Origin of the sequence: Phaeobacter sp. JH20_37, from assembly GCF_048056015.1 — a bacterium.
GTDB lineage: Bacteria > Pseudomonadota > Alphaproteobacteria > Rhodobacterales > Rhodobacteraceae > Phaeobacter > Phaeobacter bryozoorum.
Map to the genome: position 1 here is coordinate 1,343,913 of NZ_JAYMWW010000013.1, position 18,707 is coordinate 1,362,619.

Annotated in this window: 17 protein-coding genes; 10 read left to right on the forward strand and 7 right to left on the reverse strand. The window is 60.0% G+C overall.

Features of this window, described 5'->3' with window-relative positions; translation table 11 throughout:
• The first annotated feature begins 5 nt into the window (after positions 1 to 5).
• From VWZ87_RS11230 to VWZ87_RS11255, 6 genes are all read left to right on the forward strand, one after another.
• Complete coding sequence (locus tag VWZ87_RS11230; RefSeq protein WP_416535550.1) at positions 6 to 1,109, forward strand: ABC transporter ATP-binding protein; 1,104 nt, start codon at positions 6 to 8, stop codon at positions 1,107 to 1,109.
• Positions 1,109 to 1,972, forward strand: a complete 864-nt coding sequence (locus VWZ87_RS11235; protein WP_340544503.1) for a carbohydrate ABC transporter permease — start codon at positions 1,109 to 1,111, stop codon at positions 1,970 to 1,972. The genes VWZ87_RS11230 and VWZ87_RS11235 overlap by 1 nt, the downstream gene beginning before the upstream one ends.
• 12 nt (positions 1,973 to 1,984) lie before the next feature.
• Positions 1,985 to 2,782 (forward strand): carbohydrate ABC transporter permease, encoded by a 798-nt coding sequence (locus VWZ87_RS11240; protein WP_008561997.1) that lies wholly within the window; start codon positions 1,985 to 1,987, stop codon positions 2,780 to 2,782.
• Positions 2,782 to 3,060: a DUF2160 domain-containing protein gene (locus VWZ87_RS11245; RefSeq protein WP_340544496.1), complete on the forward strand. Its 279-nt coding sequence runs from the start codon at positions 2,782 to 2,784 to the stop codon at positions 3,058 to 3,060. Before VWZ87_RS11240 ends, VWZ87_RS11245 begins: the two co-directional genes overlap by 1 nt.
• A gap of 158 nt (positions 3,061 to 3,218) precedes the next feature.
• Positions 3,219 to 3,614 (forward strand): BlaI/MecI/CopY family transcriptional regulator, encoded by a 396-nt coding sequence (locus tag VWZ87_RS11250; RefSeq protein WP_340544494.1) that lies wholly within the window; start codon positions 3,219 to 3,221, stop codon positions 3,612 to 3,614.
• Positions 3,604 to 4,758: a M56 family metallopeptidase gene (locus VWZ87_RS11255; RefSeq protein ID WP_416536907.1), complete on the forward strand. Its 1,155-nt coding sequence runs from the start codon at positions 3,604 to 3,606 to the stop codon at positions 4,756 to 4,758. Before VWZ87_RS11250 ends, VWZ87_RS11255 begins: the two co-directional genes overlap by 11 nt.
• A 193-nt stretch (positions 4,759 to 4,951) precedes the next feature.
• Here VWZ87_RS11255 and VWZ87_RS11260 read toward each other — a convergent pair whose 3' ends face one another.
• From VWZ87_RS11260 to VWZ87_RS11280, 5 genes are all read right to left on the reverse strand, one after another.
• Entirely contained in the window at positions 4,952 to 7,231 is a 2,280-nt protein-coding gene (locus VWZ87_RS11260; RefSeq protein WP_416535552.1) for a methyl-accepting chemotaxis protein, read from the reverse strand.
• A gap of 166 nt (positions 7,232 to 7,397) precedes the next feature.
• The gene (locus VWZ87_RS11265; RefSeq protein ID WP_416535553.1) at positions 7,398 to 8,648 is read right to left on the reverse strand and encodes an NAD(P)/FAD-dependent oxidoreductase; all 1,251 of its coding nucleotides are present in this window, start codon (positions 8,646 to 8,648) and stop codon (positions 7,398 to 7,400) included.
• A gap of 56 nt (positions 8,649 to 8,704) precedes the next feature.
• Complete coding sequence (locus VWZ87_RS11270) at positions 8,705 to 10,135, reverse strand: aldehyde dehydrogenase family protein (protein WP_416535554.1); 1,431 nt, start codon at positions 10,133 to 10,135, stop codon at positions 8,705 to 8,707.
• Positions 10,135 to 11,079, reverse strand: a complete 945-nt coding sequence (locus tag VWZ87_RS11275) for a proline racemase family protein (protein WP_416535555.1) — start codon at positions 11,077 to 11,079, stop codon at positions 10,135 to 10,137. The genes VWZ87_RS11270 and VWZ87_RS11275 overlap by 1 nt, the downstream gene beginning before the upstream one ends.
• A complete protein-coding gene (locus VWZ87_RS11280) occupies positions 11,070 to 12,029 on the reverse strand; it encodes a dihydrodipicolinate synthase family protein (protein ID WP_340544485.1) in 960 nt (319 codons plus the stop codon). The genes VWZ87_RS11275 and VWZ87_RS11280 overlap by 10 nt, the downstream gene beginning before the upstream one ends.
• Positions 12,030 to 12,187: 158 nt before the next feature.
• On the opposite strand from VWZ87_RS11280, the gene VWZ87_RS11285 reads away from it, so the two are divergent.
• Complete coding sequence (locus tag VWZ87_RS11285; protein WP_340544483.1) at positions 12,188 to 12,850, forward strand: GntR family transcriptional regulator; 663 nt, start codon at positions 12,188 to 12,190, stop codon at positions 12,848 to 12,850.
• A gap of 25 nt (positions 12,851 to 12,875) precedes the next feature.
• On the opposite strand, the gene VWZ87_RS11290 is transcribed toward VWZ87_RS11285, so the two are convergent.
• Entirely contained in the window at positions 12,876 to 13,820 is a 945-nt protein-coding gene (locus VWZ87_RS11290) for a glycosyltransferase (RefSeq protein WP_340544482.1), read from the reverse strand.
• Positions 13,821 to 14,232: 412 nt separating this feature from the next.
• On the opposite strand from VWZ87_RS11290, the gene VWZ87_RS11295 reads away from it, so the two are divergent.
• Positions 14,233 to 14,643 carry a sugar 3,4-ketoisomerase gene (locus tag VWZ87_RS11295; protein WP_416535556.1) on the forward strand — a complete coding sequence of 137 codons (411 nt, stop codon included), beginning with the start codon at positions 14,233 to 14,235 and terminating at the stop codon, positions 14,641 to 14,643.
• A complete protein-coding gene (locus VWZ87_RS11300; protein WP_340544480.1) occupies positions 14,643 to 15,740 on the forward strand; it encodes a DegT/DnrJ/EryC1/StrS family aminotransferase in 1,098 nt (365 codons plus the stop codon). The genes VWZ87_RS11295 and VWZ87_RS11300 overlap by 1 nt, the downstream gene beginning before the upstream one ends.
• A 36-nt stretch (positions 15,741 to 15,776) precedes the next feature.
• Here the strand turns inward: VWZ87_RS11300 and VWZ87_RS11305 are convergent, their stop codons facing one another.
• A complete protein-coding gene (locus tag VWZ87_RS11305) occupies positions 15,777 to 16,580 on the reverse strand; it encodes an SDR family NAD(P)-dependent oxidoreductase (RefSeq protein ID WP_416535557.1) in 804 nt (267 codons plus the stop codon).
• A gap of 248 nt (positions 16,581 to 16,828) precedes the next feature.
• Between VWZ87_RS11305 and VWZ87_RS11310 the strand changes: the two genes are divergently transcribed.
• Positions 16,829 to 18,707: calcium-binding protein (locus tag VWZ87_RS11310; protein WP_416535558.1), on the forward strand; the 1,879-nt coding region annotated here is incomplete at its 3' end.

Here is an 18,707-nt window from a genome sequence, read left to right on the forward strand (position 1 = left end):
CGCAAATGGCAAAAATTACACTCTCAAAACTGCGGCACAGCTATGTGCCGACCCCCTCAAGCGAATCCGACTACGCCCTGAAGGAAATCGACCTCGACTGGACCGATGGCGGTGCCTATGCGCTGCTTGGTCCTTCGGGTTGCGGCAAGTCCACGCTGCTGAACATCATATCCGGCCTGTTGGTGCCCTCCGAAGGGCAGATCCTCTTTGACGGCAAGGATGTCACCAAACTGCCCCCAGATCAGCGCAACATTGCGCAGGTGTTCCAGTTTCCGGTGATCTACGACACCATGACCGTTTACGACAACCTCGCCTTTCCGCTGCGCAACCGCGGCCGTGACGAGGCGACGGTCAAAGAGCGCGTGATGGCCATTGCCGAGATGCTGGAAGTGACTGATCTGCTCAACACCCGCGCCGCAGGGTTGAGCCCGGACAACAAGCAGAAGATCTCCATGGGCCGGGGTCTGGTGCGCGAGGATGTGAACGTCGTGATGTTCGACGAGCCGCTCACCGTGATCGACCCGCATCTGAAGTGGAAACTGCGCTCGAAGCTGAAAGAACTGCATCAGCGCGTGAAGGCCACGATGATCTATGTGACCCATGACCAGACAGAGGCGCTGACCTTTGCCGATCAGGTGGTGGTGATGCAGGATGGTCTGGTGGTACAGATCGGCACCCCGGTTGAGCTGTTCGAACGCCCCGCACATACGTTTGTTGGCCATTTCATCGGCTCACCTGGCATGAACGTGCTGCCTTGCGACCTGCGCGCAGGCCAGCCCTATATCGGCACCCAGCCGATTGCACTGGAAGGCCCGATTTTGGGTGACGCCAAAGGCAAGACCGAGGTCGGCATCCGGCCCGAGTTTGTCACGCTCGCCGCGAACGGCCTGCCTGCAACTGTGACCAAGGTTTCGGATGTCGGGCGGCACACCGTTGTCGAATGTGAAGCTGAAGGCCAGCGGATCAATGCCGTGATCGAAGGTGCAGGCCCCGCCAAGGGCGAGGCGGTCCACCTGTCCTTCCGCCAGGACCAGACCCGGCTTTATGTCGATGGCTGGATCGCGACAGAAGCTGCCCAATCTGCCACCGTGACCGAGGAGCAGGCATAATGAAAACCGAAAACCAAAAGGCGTGGTTCTTTGTCCTGCCTGTCCTTCTGCTCGTTGCCTTCAACGCGCTGATCCCGATGATGACCGTCGTCAACTACTCCGTTCAGGAGACATTCGGCGACAACGTGTTCTTCTGGCAGGGGCTCGACTGGTTCCAGCAGATCCTGCGCTCTGACCGGTTCCATGCCGCGCTGGGACGCCAGTTCCTGTTCACCTTCCTGATCCTGATCATCGAGGTGCCGCTGGGCATCGCCATTGCGCTGTCGATGCCGCGCAAAGGGTTCTGGGTGCCGGTCTGTCTGGTGACCATGGCGCTGCCGATGCTGATCCCGTGGAATGTGGTCGGCGCGATGTGGAACATCTTCACCCTGCCGGATATCGGCCTCTTGGGGTATTTCCTGAACCACGTGCTGGGCATCAACTATGATATGACACAGGACCCGATTGCGGCCTGGGTGACCATCGTGACCATGGATGTCTGGCACTGGACCTCGCTGGTGGTACTGCTGAGCTATGCCGGTCTCGTGTCGATCCCCGACGCCTATTATCAGGCGGCCAAGATCGACGGCGCCTCCAACTGGGCCGTGTTCCGGTTCATCCAGCTACCGAAGATGAAGACGGTGCTGACCATCGCGATCCTGTTGCGGTTCATGGACAGCTTCAACATCTACACCGAGCCGTTTGTTCTGACCGGCGGCGGACCCGGCAATTCCACCACGCTGTTGTCGATTGACCTGGTGAAGATCGCCCTTGGTCAGTTCGACCTAGGCCCGGCTGCCGCCATGTCGCTCATCTATTTCGCAATCACACTTCTGGTCAGCTGGCTGTTTTACACGCTGATGACCAAAGACGACCAGAATTGAGGATCTGATACGATGCAAAAACGTACCATCGTCCCCATCGTCTACATCCTGTTCCTCATGCTGCCGATCTATTGGCTGGTGGCGATGAGCTTCAAGACGACGAATGAAATCCTGTCCGGGTTCTCGCTGTTCCCGCAAACCTTTACGCTTGAGAACTATGCAACGATCTTTACCGATCCGAGCTGGTACTGGGGCTACATCAACTCGATCATCTATGTGTCGATCAATACGGTGATCTCCGTCGCTGTTGCCCTGCCTGCGGCCTATGCGTTCTCGCGCTACCGCTTTCTTGGCGACAAGCAGCTGTTTTTCTGGCTGCTGACCAACCGGATGGCGCCGGCCGCGGTGTTTGCGCTGCCGTTCTTCCAGCTTTATTCCGCTGTCGGCCTGTTCGACACCCATCTCGCGGTGGCTCTGGCGCACTGCCTGTTCAACATTCCACTGGCGGTCTGGATCCTTGAAGGGTTCATGGGCGGCATCCCCAAAGAGCTGGATGAAACCGCCTATGTGGACGGCTATTCCTTCCCCCGCTTCTTTGCCACGATCTTCATCCCGTCGATCAAGGCAGGCGTCGGCGTGGCGGCTTTCTTCTGCTTCATGTTCTCTTGGGTGGAACTGCTGCTGGCCAAGACATTGACCGCCGTTGCCGCAAAACCCATCGCGGCCACCATGACCAAAACCGCCTCAAGTGCCGGGTATGAGCTGGGCCTGCTGGCGGCTGCGGGCACATTGACAATCATTCCGGGCGCGATCGTGATCTATTTCGTCCGCAACTACATCGCAAAAGGCTTTGCGATGGGGAGGGTATAATGCTGAGTTGGATGGCCTGGACCTGGCCCACCGCCCTTGTGTTCATCGGGATCTTTTCGGCCATCGGCCTGATGATCGTTCTGGAAATCCGTCAACCCGGAGGCGACACCCGCAAAGGCGCGCTGGGGCTGGTGACAACCCGTGGCGACCGGCTGTTCATCAGCCTGCTGGGCACCTCCTACATCTTCCTGGCCTGGCTGGGTCTGGTGGGGATGCCGCTGTGGTGGCCGCTGGGGCTCTCGATCGGCTGGTTTGTCTTCACCTTCTGGAAGGTCTGACCGCAGTTCATTGGCAAAGGGCCCCTTGGCGGGCCCTTTGTCGCAAGACCATCACCGTGTTTTTCGCGGTCTCGGGACCACTCTCTTAAAAAAGTAGTTTTCAAACCTCCCCCCAATCCCCTAGCATGATCAAAGCCCAGGACAACCGGACAGACATGATGCGAAAGAAACAGGACAACCCGCTTTTGACAGAGGTTGAACTCGAATTCATGACTGTTGTCTGGGAAACCGGCGGCGGCACGGTGCGCGATATCCTGGCCGAACTGAACAAAAGCCAGGAACGGGCCTACACATCGGTCGCGACTGTGCTGAAGATTATGGAACAAAAAGGGTTTCTGAGCAGCGAACGAGCTGACAGATCCTTGGTCTACCGTCCTGCGGTGCCCAAGGCGGATTATCAGAAAACCACTCTCAAGAACCTTTCGAGCAAGCTCTTCAACGGCGCCCCGGCGGCCCTCGTCGCCCGCCTGGTGGATGACGAGGATGTCACCGACGAGATGCTCGTGGAGATACGGGCCTTGCTGAATGAAAGGTTGGGGGACGATGAACGCTGAGAGTTTTCTGAACGCCTATATTGACCTGAATTTACTGCTCCTTGCTGGCACCGTTCTTTGGCTGGCGCTGCGGGCGATGCTGGCACGCAGTCGGCTGGGCCCGGCGTTTCGCCCACAGCTCAGGCTGCTGAACGGCATGACGCTTTTGCTGACGGTGTCACCGATACTGGTGGTTGCTCTGACCACCTATGTCGTCTCCCAGCCGCCCACCCTGTCGGACATGCTGGTGGCGCAGTATCTGCAGGGCAATGTCAACATGAGCGCCACACGGTTTGAGAGCATCCTTGGCCTGCGCGAAGATCTGGTGAGGGCGTTGATGGCGCAGACCAGCCTCTGGGCGCAGCTTGCCATTGCCGCGCTCATTGTCGGTGCCCTCCTTTCCCTCGCGCAGCTGGGCTTGGCCGTGCTGCGGCTGCGAGCGGGATTGCGACAGGCCTATATCTGGAAGCGTCTTGGCCGTATCGAAATCCGCATCAGCGACCGGAGCACAGTCGCCTTCTCCACGCGCGGCCTGTTTACCCGCTATGTTGTGCTGCCCTCCGCGCTGGTCACAAACCCATCGGATCTGCGGTTGAGCGTTGCCCATGAATTGCAGCATTTCCGCCAGTGGGATGTGGAATGCGAATTCCTGCTGGAGGCACTGCGCCCCTTCCTGTTCTGGAACCCCGCCTATCACCTCTGGCGTCGTGAAGTGCAGATGCTGCGGGAATTTGCCTGTGACCAGGCGCTGATGACGCGCGGGCAGCGGGATATCCGCGCCTATTGCGAATGTCTGATCCGGGCCTGCACCCTAGCGGCGCGGGATCCGATCCGCTTCGTGCAGCGCAGCCCCTCGGTCGCATTGGTAGATCGGCGCGAACTGCGCCGTGGGGCCACGCTGGCCCGGCGCATTGATGTGGTCACCGCAGCGCAGCAGCCCCAAGATCCCCATATGTTTGGCTGGATGCTGGTTTCGACGATGCTGGCGACCGGGGTGATTGCCACCGCGCTCCTGATGCAGCGGCCCGGCGACTGGAGCCATGACCGGATCATGTTGTCGACCATCGTCAATCTCGAGCGGATGGCCCACCGCAACGCTGTGACCGATACCAATCAGACGGCTGTCACCGCCTTGCAGGGTGGGTTCATGACGCTCACCAAATAACCCTGTTCGGTGGTTCACGACCTGCGACGGCTGTCAGAACTGCATCCATTTCTGCTGATCGAGACATCCTCTAGGGCGTACCGATGAGTTTGCGCAGCTGCGGTGTCGATCCCGGAAAAACAAACACCCGATCACAAAAAATCGCCCGATCTGAAAATCAGACCGGGCGATTCTGTCTCATGTCTTGATGCGGTCAGCCGTAGGCTGAGTGTGCGCCAGCAGCCCCATCCGCCGCCCAGTCACCTGAGCCTGCGCTGGCTGCGCCATTGCCGAGCTGGAACCGCGAAACCACGCCGGTCAGCGCCTGTGCTTCATGTTGCAGCAGCTGGCTGGCGGCAGAGGCTTCCTCGGACATTGCGGCGTTTTGCTGAGTGGTGCCATCCAGACGCCCCATAGCGCCGTTGATGTTCTCCAACCCTTTGGATTGTTTCTGCACGCCATCTGCGATTTCAGTGATGAGGTCGGATACATTCGTGACCTTTTCGATGATCCCGCTGAGCGCATCCCCCGCACGCCCCACCATGGCCACCCCGTTTGCCACATGTTCCTCGCTTGCCGACGTCAGCCCCTTGATCTGCCCAGCAGCTTTGGAGGCCCGCATCGCGAGGGCACGCACCTCAGAGGCGACAACTGCAAAACCAGCACCGGCCTCACCGGCCCGTGCCGCCTCGACGCCTGCGTTCAGTGCCAGAAGATTGGTCTGGAAGGCGATATCGTCAATCATGTTGATAATCTGCGAAATCTGCTCGGAGGCATCCTGAATCTGGTCCATCGCCTGGACCGCAGACGTCACGATATGGTTGCTGTGTTCGGCCTCGTCGCGTGTACCGCGCATGGTCTCATCGACCTGCCCGGCCCGGTCGGCGGTCTCTCGAATGCTATTGGTCAGGTCCTGCAGCGCTGCTGCGGTTTCCTCCAAAGTGCCGGCCTGCGCTTCGGTCCGATGCGCCATTTCCTCGGCGGAGGCACGCTGCTCTTCGGAAAACTTGTCGACGTTATGAGCCGCATCCACCACCTCAGACAGTGAATCGCGCAGGTTGACTAGGCTGCGATTGAAATTCTCGCGCAGCGTTTCGTAGTGCTCCGCAAAAGGTTGTTGGATGTCGCAGGCCAGGTTGCCGCGCTGCAACTCGGCCAGGGCGCCGCTCATCTCCTCGACAACCGCAGCGGTCTGTTTTGCGGCTTCTTCTTCGCGCTCGGCGGCCTCATCCGCGATCAGCAGCTTGTCGCGGAACATATCCAGACTCCGGGCCAGATCGCCCAGCTCATCACCACGGCCACGGCCGCTGATTTCACTTGCGTAATCTTCGGCAGCCAGCGCATTCGTAGCCTCGCGCAGCGCCAGAATCGGGCGGGTGACATGGCGTGCCGCGACGAAAGACACCACGATAGCAATCAGGACCGAAACCCCGATCATCAGCATCGCCACAAGCCGGATGTCGCGAACCTTTGCAAAAGCTGCCTGTTCTTCGGTCTGTAGCACCAAAGACCAGTCAAAGCCCGCAATGTCCAATGGCCGCACCATGGCAATGATGGGTTTACCAGAGATGGATGTGGCGCTCTCAAACAGACCGCTATCGCCCGCCGCGGCCGCCTTGGTTACGGCGTTCTCCGGCAGGGCATCGCCAATGGCAAACTCCTCTTCGATCACCGAAGTACTGCGTGCGGTGCCGTCGCTGCCAACCAGGAAGATGTTCTGATGTCCGTCGACGTCCATGTTGGATGTCAGCGCGGCCACGACCGCAGCGCTTGAAATCTGAACCGCCATCACGCCGATGACTTCTTTTTTCTTGTTGAATACCGGCACCGCCATAAAGGCACCTGCACCGCCGCCGCCCGGCGCATAGGTCGCAAAATCAGCGGTCACAACCTGACCTTCCTCGGCGTTGAGCGCTGCGCTGAACACTTTGCCTAGGCCGCTTTCGGCATTCTCGCCCGAACCGAATTGCTGAATGAAGTCTTCGCGTTTCTTTACCGAATACAACAGCTGGCCCGATGCGTTCAGAAGATAGAGATCCTCATAGCCGTTGACCTCCAGCGACTGCAGGAAAGTCGGGTGATAGGTCGCATGGGACTGGCTGTAATAGGAGCCATCGCCCGGATCGCTCAGCAGATGACGCTCGTTCGCCGCGTTGGGGTTTTCCTCGATGTAGTGACGCCGCAGGAACCCAACCGGCTCTTCTTCGATCATCGTGTAGACGCGGTCGAAGTTGCTGATGGCCCGGAATACCGTTGGCTGCGACGCGTTGATCGACAAGTCGCGGCGCGCGGCCTCCATCATGAAGCTCAACGCCTGCTCACCGGAACGGGCGGTGGTCGCTTTCGACGCATAAACGAAATCGCGAATGCTCTTCTCCGCCATCGAATAGACGAGGAATGAGACTGTCACCAGAAACGTTGCCGTCAAGGCCACCATAATCAGGGGCAATTTCAGCTTGAGCGAGAGTTTCGGGGCCTTGGGCATGACGCGCATGTCTCCTCTTAAAAGTGCCGATTCTGTCGCAAGGCGACCGAATAGCCTAAGAGATAGCCAGACAATTCCTTCTATTTCGTTCACGTTCGGTTTGCGAACAACTGTGGAAAAAACAATGCCGCGCCTTTCGGCACGGCGAAAATGACAATAGATGCAGACGGTTGTGTCAGAAGCGATCCGCTGCAAAGGCAGAGAGGTCGATGGCGGGCCGACGCGCCTCGACCAGATCCGCGACTAGCTCGGCCGTGGCCGCCGATTGTGTCAGGCCGACATGGCCATGGCCAAAGGCATAGATCACGCGCGAGTCACGGGTGGCGGTACCGATCACTGGCAGGCTATCGGGCAATGAGGGGCGATAACCCATCCACTGGGTGCCATTGGCCGTGTCCAGTTCGGGCATGAACTGCGCGGCCTTTGCCAGGAGCGTGTCCGCGCGTTTAAAGTTCGCAGGCAGTTTCAGCCCGCCCAGTTCGACCGCGCCGCCAACACGGACTCCCCCGCGAATCCGGCTCACCACAAAGCCATGTCGGCTGAAGGTAATATGCGTGCGCAGATCAAAACACCCCGCCGGCAGGGTCGTATTATAGCCGCGCTCGGTTTCCAGCGGCAGCCGGTCCCCCAGCCTGCGTGCCAGGTGATGTGACCAGGCACCGGCGGCTATCACGACATGATCTGCCAAGAGCGGCTCGCCCTCGGTCATGATGCGAATGCCATCGTCGCCGGTCTCCAGATCGCGCACATCGCCCTTGCGAAACTGGCCACCGCGCGCTGTGAAGGCCTGAAACAGATGCTCAACCCAGGCCTTGGGGTCGCAGGTGTTCATCCAGTCGGGCGTAAACCCTGCATGGGTAAACCGGGAGCTGAGACCGGGTTGGATCTCGGCGATTTCATCCGGGCTGTGGAGCAGAGAAAACCGGATGCCGTGATCACGGCGCAGCTGCCAGCCGTATTGGCTGGCAGCGAACTCGGCCTCGGATTCATATAGCTGCAGGGCGCCTTCGCGCTGGATCATCGCTTCGCCGCCGGTATCGGAGATCTGGCGTTCCGTCGCGGCCTTGGCAAGGTGCATCAGAGCGGCCTGGGCCTTTACCACGGCCTGATAACGATCCCGCCAGCTGGCCCGCCAGAAGCGGATCAACCAGGGCGTCAGCTGCAGCGCGTAGGCAGGCGGCACAGACAGCGGGCCAAGCGGATCAAGGAGCCAGCCCGGCGCCTTTTTCATGATGCCGGGCGTCGCAAGCGGCTCAACATCGGTGAAGGCAAAGGCCCCGGCGTTGCCAGCGGAGGTTTCCTCGGCCACGCCCTTGCGATCCAGCAGGACAACCTGCCCGCCGCTGGCTGCAAGCTCGCTTTGCAACCGCAGAGCCGTGCTGACACCCACGACACCTGCACCGATAACCACAACCGTCTTTGTCATCTGCCCCCCATTCGTGACTGTGGCGAGGCCCCCGCCCCGCCACCTGCTAACCGGCGTTACGCCAAGGTATAGGCAGTTTTGACTTTTGTATAAAAGTCTTTCGCATGGCTGCCCTGCTCGCGGGCGCCAAAACTGGACCCTTTGGTGCCGCCAAATGGAACGTGATAATCCACCCCGGCGGTCGGAAGATTCACCATCGCCATGCCGGCCTCGAGATTGGCCTTGAAATGCGTCGCATATTTAAGCGATCCGGTGCAAATCCCTGCGCTGAGACCAAACGGTGTGTCATTGGCAACCATCAGCGCCTCGTCATAGTCGGCAACGCGAATAACCGATGCCAGCGGGCCAAAGACTTCTTCCTGATTGATGCGCATCTCGTTGGAGGTCTCGGTCACCAGAGCAGGCGAAAGATAAAATCCCTTGGTGCTGCGCTGAAGCGTCTGGCCTCCGAGCACCCGCCCGCCTTCGCTGGCGGCGACATCTATATAGTAGAGATCCTTCTCCAGCTGCCGCTCATCCACAACCGGACCAATCTGGGTCTCCTGATCCAGCGCATTGCCGACCCGAAGATCTGTCATCCGCTGGCCCAGAGCCGCGACAAAACGGTCGTGGATGCCTTCGGTCACGATCAGCCGCGAAGAGGCCGTGCAGCGCTGACCGGTGGAGAAGAACGCGCCATTGAGGCTGGCCTCGACCGCGGTCTCCAGATCGGCATCATCCAGCACCACCATTGGGTTTTTGCCACCCATTTCCAGCTGCAGCTTCTTGCGCTGCGCGCCGCAGGCAGCCGCGATGGCGCTGCCGGTCTCGACCGAACCGGTAAAGGAGACAGCATCAACATCACGGCTGTCCACAAGCCGCTGACCAACGGTGCTGCCGGTGCCAAAGACAATGTTGAAGACACCATCGGGCAAACCGGAGCGGCTGATGATCTCGGCCAGCGCATGGGCGCAACCCGGTGTCAGCTCGGCCGGTTTCAGAACAACCGCATTGCCAAAGGCCAGTGCCGGGGCGACTTTCCAGGCCGGGATGGCGATGGGGAAGTTCCAGGGCGTGATGAGGCCGACAACCCCGACCGGAGAGCGGGTCACTTCGACACCGACGCCGGGGCGAACCGAGGCAAGTATCTCACCCGCCTGGCGCAGGGTTTCACCCGCGAAGAACTTGAAAATCTGCCCGGCCCGCGCCGCCTCGCCGATGCCTTCGGGCAGCGTCTTGCCTTCTTCGCGCGACAGCAGCCGACCCAGTTCGGCCTTGCGGGCCAGGATTTCGGTGCCGATGGCGTCCAATACATCAAATCGCTGTTGCGGCGTGCTGGCGGCCCAGCTCGGGGCGGCGGCCTTCGCCGCGGCAATGGCGCGATCCATGTCTTCGGCCTGGCTGTTGGCGGCGTAGCCCAACATGTCCTGCGTGTCGGACGGGTTGATATTGGCGCTGGCGGCGGCGGTCTCCGACCAGTCGCCGGCGATCAGGTTGCGATAGTCCATCAAAATACCTCTTGGGTGGTGATCCCCGCCCGATAGGGGTCTGCGGGATCAAAGTTCAAAACTGTGTCTCCGGTCACAAAGGCCGTGCCGGTTATGGTCGCAATCACTCCGCCGCTGGAGCCTCTGCGGTATTGCAGCGAATAGGTGCTGCCGATCACGCTTTCCTGAATCCAGGTCACGCCGGGCGCAAGATCGCCATCAGCAGCAAGGCAGGCCAGTTTCGCCGCCGAACCGGTGCCACAGGGCGAGCGGTCATAGGCTGTTCCCGGGCAAAGCACGAAGTTGCGTGCATGCCCTTCGGAGGTCAGCGGTGGCGCGACATACTCGACGTGGTCGATCATGGCGCCGTCGCGCCCGGTGATCCCCTGCTCGGCCAAGGCAAGCCGCAAGGCAACGGCCCGCGCGGTCAGCTGGTCGATATGGGCCAAAGTGAGCGGTGCCGGTGCATCGGAGGTCAGGAAGAACCAGTTTCCACCCCAGGCGATATCGCCCGTGACGGGGCCTTGATCTGGCACCTCGACCACGACGTTGGCGCGATAGCGGTAGCTCTCGACATTTTCGACAGCGGCGCGATTGGCGGACTGCAAATGGACGCCGACGGTCCCAACCGGCGTTTCGATATGATGTCGGCCCAGATCAAGGCGCCCGAGATGATGCAGGCTCACTGCGGTTCCTATGGTGGCATGGCCACACATGCCCAAGGGCCCGACCGGGTTGAAATAGATGACACCGACGGCGCAGCCGGGATCTGTCGGCGGCACCAGCAGGGCACCAACGATGGCGTCGTGACCACGTGGCTCCGACAGTACCGATGTGCAAAAGCTCCGATGCTCGCGGAACAGGCGCTCGGCCCGCTCCGCCAGTGATCCACTGCCAAGGTCCGGCCCGCCCGAGAGGATCAGACGGGTCGGCTCTCCAGCGGTATGGCTGTCGATTACCCGCATAGCGCCGCAACATCGGGTTGCTGGCTCCAGTCGGCGTACCAGCTGCGGAAGAGGTCATATTGCGCTTCGACATAGGCTTTCTGGCTGGCGCTGAGCCGGTCGCTTTCGTTGAAATGCAGCTGGTATTCGCTGTCGCCGTTCAGCACCATCAGGTGCTTGTAGTAGAGAACCAGATCCGCACCTTCGTCGAAGGAGGACAGCACCGCCAGTGCAGCTTCCAGTTCAAGCGCCTGCCGACGGGCTGTTGCATTACCCTTGGCCGCCAACTGGCAAAGCGAAACAAGATGCAGCACCTCAGCAGGCAGCGCATTGCCGATTCCGGTGATCGCGCCCCCGGCCCCACAGTTCACATAGCCGTGGAACACGGTGGTATCGACGCCGATCATCAGGGTAACGCTGCTGTCCTGCGAGGTGATGTTCTCGGCTGCATACCGCAGGTCCTCAGCGCCGCCGAATTCCTTGAATCCGATCAGGTTCGGATGGTCACGACGCAGGTCAAAGAACAGATCAGCGCGCGTAGCGAACCCATAATAGGGGCTGTTGTAGATCACCGCAGGCAGCGTGGGTGCGGCAGAGAGCACGGCCGCGAAATGGTCGCGCTGCGCGGCCACGGAACTGCCGCGCGACAGAACGCGCGGTATCACCATCAGACCGGCGGCCCCGACCTCGGCGGCATGAGCGGCATGGGCAGCGGCCTGCGCCGTATTGACAGCGCCAGTACCGACGATAGTCGGCACGCCAGCGGCAACCAATCGGGCAACGCCTTCCATCCGCTCGGCATCGCTGATCAGTGGCCAGTCTCCCATCGATCCGCAATAGACCACCGCCGACATGCCCTTCGAAATCAGCTCCTGCCCCTTTTTGACCAGCGCATCGAAGTCCGGTCGGCGGTCGGCGGTGCAGGGGGTCATCAGGGCCGGGATACAGCCGGAGAATACGGGGTGTGTCATTGTTGGATCCTCTTCAATGGATATGAACCCGAGGGTGCTGGCTCTCGGCGCTATGCTTTATTGCATAATACATATTGGATCCAATATTCAATATGATATTTATCTGCACTTTCCCCGCAATGACGATCAAGGGTATAAACCGGACAAGGAGCGAAGATATGAAGTTGAAATCCGTTGATATATCCAAGACCGCGTCTGCCTCGACGATCGTCTTTGACGCCCTGCGCAAGGCGATTATCGAAGGAGACCTGAAGGAAGGTGAGCCGCTGCGGCAGGATGAGATTGCCCAGATGTTCAACACCAGCCGAATCCCCGTGCGCGAAGCGATTTCCAGACTTGAGGAACAGGGCCTGGTCAAAACCCAGCGCTACAAGGGCGCTGTCGTCTCAGGCCTGTCGGCGCAGGAAGCCAAGGAGATTTTCGATTTCCGAGCGGTTCTGGAATCGGAGGTGATCCGCCGTGCTGTCCCGCGGATGTCGCCTTTGGCGCTGGCCAATGCCAAGGCCTGCCTGGAAGCGTTCTCGCAGTCGGAAGATCCGATGACCTGGGGCGAGTTGAACCGGGATTTCCACTCCACACTCTATCGAGAGAGCGGGTTGCAATACCACATGGATGTGATCGACAATGCGATGGACCGCGTTGACAGCTACCTGAGGGCGCAGCTGGTGCTGACCAATGGCAACGAACGGGCCAATCGTGAGCACATCGCTATCTGGGAGGCCTGTGTTGCAGGCGACGCTGACCTTGCAGCCGCGCTCACACGTGACCACATCACCGGCTCCTGCGAAACGCTGCTGCAACGATTGGAGGATTTCGGCTAAGCGCCCGGAGCCGCCGCAATCTCCCTTAAGACGTCTTGAGCGCCTTCTTGCGACGCCGCCGCTCGGATAAAATGAAGCCCAGCACCGACCAGGGATGCTTCAAGGCCGATTTGTCCAGTTTCCGCAGCCCGCCCTTCAGATAGGTGCGGCGCAGTTGCCGTTCCTCAAGTCGGCTGCGGATGGCCTCGAGAATCGGGTCACCTTCGGTCAGACCGAAAACCTGCGCATCGGACAGGCGCTGGCGCAAAAGCGAAACCTCGCGGCCGACCTCTGCCAGACGTTTTTTGCGAAAAGCCTCGGCATCTGTGATGGATTGCTGCGTGCTGGTCTGCCCCATACCGACCCGATAGATGATAAGATCTTCGTCGATGAATGCGACGCGCCCCTCCAGTGCAGCACGGAACCCAAGCACAAGGTCCTCGTAGCAGTCTGCATATTGGATCGGACCATACTTGCGGAAGAGATCCTTGTGCCAGGCACAGGTCGCCCCAAGGAACAACTGCATTGAACAGGCCGCGGACATGGCATCGGTCCGGGTGTAGAATGTTGCCTTGGCATAGGTTTTGGGCATCGGTTTGCCGTCCAATGTCTCGACCTGGCCGTGCGAGAAGACCAGAAGCGGATCGTCACGCTCAAAGACTTCAATGGTCCGTGCCACGCGCCCCGGAAGAGAGATATCATCGCCGGACGCGGCAATGATGACGTCACCTGTACTCAGGTTGAAGCATCGTTCGATATGTTTGTTGACGCCCAGGTTCTGCGGGTTCTTGTTGAGCACAACGGAATGTGGCCCGGAGTAATCGGCGACCAGCGCCTCCATCGCCTCAAAGGTGCCATCCTGCGAACAATCGTCCGACAGCAGAATCTCGATAGGATCGCAGTCTTGTGCCAGCACGGCCTCAACCGCCTCTTTCACATAGTCCCGCTGATTGTAGGTAAGAAGCACAACTGAGTAGCTGTATCTGTTCATTTCAACCCAATCCAACCTGCACGCACGCGCAGAAAATCCATTGCTGTTGCCCCGGCGGGTCTCAGGCCTGTCTGACCACCTGGACGCCGACGCCGTTAGACCACCAATACTGCAGTTTGCAAGAAGGAGCCATGCCCGACAGCTGCGGTTGCCCGTGTGCGCAGCCAATGAAACTGCCTGCCCGCTGGCACCGCAATCGAGTGATCCCGGCGCTCTTCTGGCGGTCACAGCCACGTAGGCCAAGTTCCGCAATGCAGGCGCGGCATGCGCCAATTCGATTGATCGGAGATGACAATATGGTAGACAGCTGTGCCAATAGACCAGACTGGATCGCTCTTTTTCGATGATAGATCCGACGTTTGCTCCGATCAGCTGCCAAAGCCGGTCGTTGCCACAAGACCGGAGTACGGATTTGCCACTCAGCGATTGCAAATTTATTGACCTGCCCAAGATCGAAGACGCACGCGGCAACCTGACATTTGTCGAAGGGATGAACCACATCCCGTTTGATATCAAACGCGTCTACTACCTCTACGATGTGCCGGGCGGATCGGATCGCGGCGCGCATGCGCACAAGGGTCTGCACCAGTTCATGATCGCGATGTCCGGCAGCTTTGACGTTGTTCTGGATGACGGGTTCGACAAGAAACGCTTTCATCTGAACCGCTCATATTTCGGCATCTACATCTGCCCGATGATGTGGCGATATCTCGATAACTTCTCCTCCGGTGCGGTCTGCATGGTGATGGCATCCGCGCCTTATGACGAAAGCGATTATATTCGCGACTACACCGACTTCCGGCAGGCCGTGGGGGCAACGTGATGCAGGTTCCGTTTCTCGATCTGAAAGCGGCCTATGATGAGCTGGCAGAGCGCAGCGAACCCCGGATGCTGGAGAGCCTGCGCTCCGGCTGGTATATCCTCGGCCCGGATGTTGCCGGGTTCGAGCAGGCGTTTGCCCGCTACTGCGGCGTCTCGCATGCGCTTGGTGTTGCGAACGGGCTGGATGCCTTGCGCCTGGCACTTGTGGCGCTGGAAATCGGGCCGGGAGATCGGGTGCTGGTTCCCTCCAACACCTATATCGCCACCTGGCTGGCAGTATCGCAATGTGGCGCGATTCCGGTACCGGTGGAGCCTGATCCGGCAACCCATAATATCACGGCTGACGGCATACGCGCCGCCATGGTGCCCGGCGCCAAGGCGGTTATTCCCGTTCACCTATATGGCCAGCCCGCAGACATGACCGCGATCATGGCGGTTGCCCGCGAATTGGGGCTGAAGGTGATCGAGGACGCCGCGCAGGCGCATGGCGCGCGCTGGGACGGACGCTCCATCGGCGGAACCGGTGATATCGTCTGCTGGAGTTTTTATCCGGGGAAGAACCTCGGAGCATTGGGAGACGGCGGCGCGGTCACCACCAATGACGATGCACTGGCCGACCGGCTATCGCTGCTGCGCAATTACGGGTCTCACGAAAAATACCGCAATGAGGTTGCAGGGTTCAACAGCCGCCTCGATCCGGTTCAGGCCAGCTTCCTGACCGTGAAGCTGGCGGTGCTGGACGACTGGAACGCACGGCGGGCGCAGATCGCCGCGCGCTACCTGTCGGAATTGTGCGATCTTGGCATTGCGCTGCCCAATGTCGCGGCCAAGGCCGATCCCGTCTGGCATCTGTTTGTGGTGCGGCACCCGGACCGGGACCGGCTGGCGAAAGATCTGGCCGATGTCGGCGTCCAGACCCTGGTGCATTATCCGATCCCGCCACATGCGCAGGCGGCCTATGCTTCCTTGGGTCTGACGGATTCGATGCTGCCACTGGCAACGCAGCTGGCCCGGGAGGTGATCAGCCTGCCCATCGGCCCGCATCAAAGCCACGCGCAGACCGATCATGTGATCAGCTGCCTCAGGCGGCTGGCCTGACCCCTGCACCCCTGCCCAGATCAGAGCATGGTGCCATCAGGGATTTATCGGCTGGAAAGCATTGTCGAGATGATCGACCACCTCAACCCTTGCCGGGCTGCGCAGGAGCTTTGCGTATTTGTATTTGAAGGCACCGCTGGACAGTTCCACAATCCGCCCGGCCACCCAGCCGGGGTCAAGCATGATCGATGTGTCTTCCGTGGTGCCGTCCCAGAAATTCGTATGTATCGCTGACGGAGCGACGACCAGCACCTTGCCGATCCCCTCGCCGCGCACCAGCGCCGCCCCCAACATGCCAAGACCGGCCTTGGTCGCGCAGTAGGCAGGCATTCCCGCCTGCGGTTTATACTGTGAGCTTGAGGTGATCAGCATCAGTTTGAGCGGTCCGGATGCCTGCCGGACCAGTCGCTGGATCAGCATCATAGGCCCCAGCAATCCGACATTGGTCATCTGCGCAAGCGCGGCATCCTCTAGCGAGGCAATCGTCCCCTGCTGCAAAAAGCCCGCGCAATAGATCAGGGTCTGCACATCTCCGACCTGCCGCGCCAACCGATCCAGTTCCGTGATCAGATCGCTGGAATCCTCAGTCACCGAAAGTGCATGAAACCGTGCGCCGCTGCAGCCCGGATCGGCCCGTCCGGTGATGGTGACCCGGTGTCCCTCGGCAACGTAGTGCCGCGCCAGTGCTAGACAGACGCCAGAGCTTCCGCCGACAATCAGAATGTTCTTCTTCACAGTCACCTCGCCCCCGCATCCACGAGGCAACTGATAGCCCTGCCCAGGAGCATCCGCAACATCGCCTGCGACGCCGTCGCAGATCGACATTGAGGCAGGATTCAAGGCGGATCCCAGCCCGCAACCGCTTGCGATGAACATCTGCCGGAGCCGCGGAAACCATTGTCAGGCAGCGGCCAAATCCACGCTGGAGGCTGTACTCCCTGCCACTTGGAGCGGCGGTTTGGGCCCGATTTGGCCGTTTCAACTGAACTTTAAGCACCATCTTCTAATTTAGTCGCTCAGATCTGGACGGCTCCAGCACCGGTACAAACAACGCGTTTTGCGTATCGCACAGTAACCCGAGGTGAAAATTGGTAACTAGAACAATTGAATCGTTTTACCTCGGAACGTTTTCCGATCTGGATCCAAACGAAGCCAACTTTGCATCTGAAAACTCCTCCATCCTGGTTGGCGCCACGTTCGGCAGCTCGGGCGCGCCGCTTTATGACAACATCGACAGCCTCACAGTAAACGACCTCAACAGTGACGGGCAGCTCCTTGAGAACGACAACGGACAAAGCGCCGATCAGCTGATCTATGGCGGAATATCCTCCGATATCGACAGCGCCATCGACTACAATGTCCTTGTCACCTATTCCGATGGCACCACGGCTACGACGCAGATGCTGATCCTGCAGGATACATCAGGTCGGGTGTTCCTTAACCCCTACAGAGAAGGTGACCCTGCCAACAACGTTCTCGACGACAAGCCGATCGAATCCATTCAGCTCACGTCAGTCATCGGTGACAACTACTCCTTTGCCTTTGCCGACCTCGAACAGGATGCCTTTATCGACGGCACGGTCGACGGCACCGCAGGGAATGACAGCATCGGCGCCAGCTATATCGATGCCGACGGCACCCAGATGAACGCCTATGGCGGCGACGATACCGTGGATGCTGGAGCGGGCGACGATACAATCTATGCCGTAGCCGGCAACGACAGCATCGTCGCGGGCGCGGGCAACGATATCGTCTACGGCGGAAGCGGCAGCGATACCCTGATCGGCGGAGACGGCAAAGACACGATCTACGGCGGAACCGAGGCCGACCTGATGACTGGCGGCGCAGGCGACGACGTCTTTGTCACAGGTGCTGGCGATACAGCACAGGGCGGGACCGGCGACGATACCTTCTATAACTATGCACCAGAAGGCATAGGCGGCACGATCAGCATCATCGGTGGCGAAGGGGACGAAGACGGGAATGGCGACTGGCTACGACTGACGTTTGAGGACGGCGGCGCCTGGGAAAACGATCCGCTTACCGTCACGCTAACCAGTAGCGAGGCCGGTTCCGTGACCGGTGGCAGTTCGACCATCAATTTCTCCGAGATTGAATTCATCTCCACAGGCCTTGGAAACGACACCATCGACCTGTCGAGTGGCAGCACCGGCATGCGGATTGATGCCTCATCTGGGGATGACAGCGTGACCGGCGGCACCGGCGCCGACACAATTGATGGCGGTATCGGCAACGACGTTCTGGGCGGCGGTGCCGGGGCCGACACAATCGATGGCGGTACAGGCGACGACGTGCTGGACGGCGGCGGCGGCGACGACACAATTGATGGCGGCAGCGGCAATGATACGCTTCTGGCCAATTTCGGCGCCGATACCTTTATCGGAGGTGCCGGGATTGATACCTACGATATCGTCAATTCTGATGCGTCCTATGTCAACTTCAACATCGATCTCACGACCGGTACGGACCAGCACGGCAACACCTATAGCGGGATCGAGAACATCCTCGGCGGCACAGCCAATGACAGCCTGACAGGCGACGGCGCCAATAACCTGCTGGACGGCGGCGCGGGCGCGGACACGATTTCGGGCGGTACTGGCGCTGATAGCCTGTCGGGCGGGGACGATGCCGACACGTTTGTGGTCGAGGACGGCTTTGGCGCGGACACGATCATCGGCGGCGAAGGGGTCACCACCGGCACGGATTACGACACGCTTGATCTGTCGGCCGTCACCGTTCCGGTCACGGTAACCTTTACCGGTACCGGCGCGGGCACGATCAGCGACGGCACCAGTACGCTCACCTTCTCCGAAATCGAGCGCGTAATCCTGGGCGATTCAGCCGATGTGGTGGACGCCACCAACGACGCAGGCGGGATCGAGATTATCGCAGGCGGCGGCAACGACACCGTGACCGGCGGATCCGGGAACGATACAATCGATGGCG